The organism is Pseudomonas sp. HMSC063H08 (genome assembly GCF_001813645.1).
Classification (GTDB): domain Bacteria; phylum Pseudomonadota; class Gammaproteobacteria; order Pseudomonadales; family Pseudomonadaceae; genus Pseudomonas; species Pseudomonas aeruginosa.
The window spans coordinates 1-2,727 of sequence record NZ_KV813482.1 but is presented as its reverse complement, the minus strand read 5'-3'; the positions used below and the strand labels follow the sequence as shown (position 1 = coordinate 2,727).

1 protein-coding gene and 1 pseudogene are annotated in these 2,727 nt (G+C 58.0%); both read left to right on the top strand.

Annotation, left to right across the window (positions count from 1 at the left end; all coding sequences use genetic code 11):
• The first annotated feature begins 1,329 nt into the window (after window positions 1-1,329).
• Window positions 1,330-2,415: an IS5-like element ISPst12 family transposase gene (locus HMPREF2924_RS20160; protein ID WP_031633778.1), complete on the top strand. Its 1,086-nt coding sequence runs from the start codon at window positions 1,330-1,332 to the stop codon at window positions 2,413-2,415.
• A 163-nt stretch (window positions 2,416-2,578) separates the two neighbouring features.
• Window positions 2,579-2,727, top strand: a pseudogene (locus tag HMPREF2924_RS34600) (ATP-binding protein); the annotation flags it as partial.

Sequence of the window (2,727 nt, the reverse complement as noted above, 5' to 3'; positions counted from 1 at the left end):
ATCCACAACGTTATCAACCAAAAAGTTGCACAATGGCTTTTGGATTGTGAGGCTGAATGGTTGGAGTATTTTCTGCCTCTGCCCCTATCCAAACAACGCTTCAGCACGCGTAGTCTGATTGTCCAAACGTTCACCAAGCCCAGCCGGTACAAGCTCACCTTTCCACCGTATGCGTGACCTCTCCCTCAGCCGGTATTCCCCCAATGGGGGCGAACCGCCGTTCAAATGCGGGTGGCCGGCTTGAAGTCGGATAGTCCGACCTCAAAACCGGCAAATCGCCGGTTTTGGATCTCCTGCATTGCAGGCAAAGGCTCGCTGCGTTCAAGCGCAAATACGGGAATATCCCGCATTTGAAAACCCGGCTTCAAAAGTACGCAAAACGTCCTTTTGACTGCGGACGAAATTCGTCGTCAGTCGGTGTTTTGTGCGTCCGAATTTCGGACGCACAAAATCCCCCAGATTCGGGGTATTACGAGAGTCTCGTAAAACTCTCACTCCAGCCACCGGCTGAAGCCGCCACTACAAAATATTCGTAGTGAACATGCCCTGATTTTTCAGGAGATGATCGCGCGACCGTGGCCGCAATTTTGTGGAGACGGCGACCCCGCTGAGTTACGGCCTCGGGCATTAACGTTGGAGCAACGTTGGCTAACGGTGGACTAACGTTGATCGCGTTACCGGGAAGGGGCGCATTTCAAGTGCGCCCCTTGGCGCGACCAGCGATGGCTCCGAACTGAGCCATGGGCTAACGCGGCGCTATCTCACAACCGCCAATGGGGGAAGTGAGGAAAATCCCACCTTGCCTGACCAATCGCCAGGGGATCGAACTTACCGGGAGCGACGCAGACCACCCGGTTGCCCTGCTGGAACTGACGACAGACATTTGAGCTGGCCGGCATAAAAAAGCCCCGCCTGAGCGATTCAGGACGGGGCTTTCCTTTAGGCTTACTGCACCTACCATGCACCCATGAGAGGTGGCTTGTGGCTAATGACTTTTGGTAAGTGCTTGATTTGTATGGCGCATCCGGCGGGATTCGAACCCACGACCCCTGCCTTCGGAGGGTAATGCGGTACAGGAATCTTGGTTGGTGGCAAGCGTTCAAAAATGCCTCTAAGTGCCGTCCCGCAAAGCTTTGGCCTTATCTAACTGCCTGCAGTTTATAGCTCTTAGCGATATCTAAGGGTGGGTATCTAGGGCACAAAAAAGAAATGGGGCCCAGCGCTTTTTGACACCTAGCCAGCCCCTAGCAGGCCGTTGAAAAAAGCCAGAGCCCGTGTGGCTCTGGCAAAATGGCGGCCATCCTCTTCTGCCGAAGCCAGCCCAAGCCGATGCGTGGACTCGACCTCAAACAAAACGAGCTGTTCAGTTATACGACGCTGGAGCAGCGCATCCCGAACGATCACCCGCTGCGTCCCCTGCGAGGCCTGGTCGATACCGTTCTGGCTTCGATGGATCGGGACTTCGACGGGCTGTATTCCACCCTGGGACGGGCCTCGATTGCGCCGGAGCGGCTGCTGCGCGCCTCGTTGCTGCAGGTGATTTACACCATTCGCTCCGAGCGGCAGTTGGTCGAGCAGATTGATTTCAACCTGCTGTTTCGCTGGTTCGTCGGCTTGTCGATGGACGAGCGCATGTGGGATCACTCGACCTTCAGCCAGAACCGTGACCGCTTGTTCAACCAGGATGTAGCGCGGCTGTTCTTCCAGCGCATCAAGTCGCTGGCCGCATGGTCCGAGTACGCCAGCAACGAGCATTTCAGCGTCGATGGCACGCTGATCGACGCCTGGGCCTCGCACAAGTCTTTTATCAAGAAGGATGGCGGCGACCCACCGGAGGATGGCACGCGCAACCCCGATGCCGACTTCAAGGGCGAGAAGCGCAGCAACGCGACCCACCAATCGACCAGCGATCCCGAGGCCCGGCTGGCGCGCAAGAGCAATGGCGATGCCAGTCGTCTGGCGCACATGGCCCACACGATGATGGAGCACCGCAACGGTCTGATCGTGGATGTGGAATGCACCGAGTTCAATGGACGTACCGAGGTAGAGGCGGCGCTGGAGATGCTGGAGCGCACGGCCAAGCCGGGCAGCACGGTAGGTGCAGACAAGAATTACGACCAGAAGCGTTTCGTGCAGAGGGCGCGCGAGCTGAAAGTGACACCGCATGTGGCGCAGAAGCGCAAGGGCAGCGCCATCGATGGGCGCACCACGCGGCATCCGGGGTATGCCGCCAGCCAGAAGATCCGCAAGCGGATCGAAGAAGGTTTTGGCTGGCTGAAGACGGTTGGCGGCCTGCGCAAGACCAAGCTGATCGGTCGCGCCAAGCTGAGTGCTCAGTTATTGCTGGGTTTCTCGGTCTACAACCTGATCCGACTGGGTAGCCTGTCGGGTTGGTGGCGAGGATCGCATGTATAGGGCGAGTTACGCCCAAAAAACGCCGAAAGGCGTGAACGTGGTGCTGAAACCTGTCAAAAAGGCCTGAAGTCAGGCCTTGTGTGGACTCCGTTAGGCCAAAGCGCTTGAAAAAGCGCCAAACCGGACGGGTTGGGGCAGTTGAAGCCGAGTTTTTCAACGGCCTGCTAGCGCCGACGCACGCCTGATCAGCGAGCTGGCCAGCCTGGCCTTTACCGACACCGCGCAGAACGTGGTGCTGATCGGTGGGCCAGGCACCGGTAAAACCCACCTAGCCACCGCGCTGGCCGTGTCCGGCATCACCCGGCATGGCAA

Excerpts from the sequence above, each read along its gene's own strand:
- HMPREF2924_RS20160 (WP_031633778.1), top strand. The coding sequence starts at position 1,330 with ATGCGTGGACTCGACCTCAAACAAAACGAGCTGTTCAGTTATACGACG.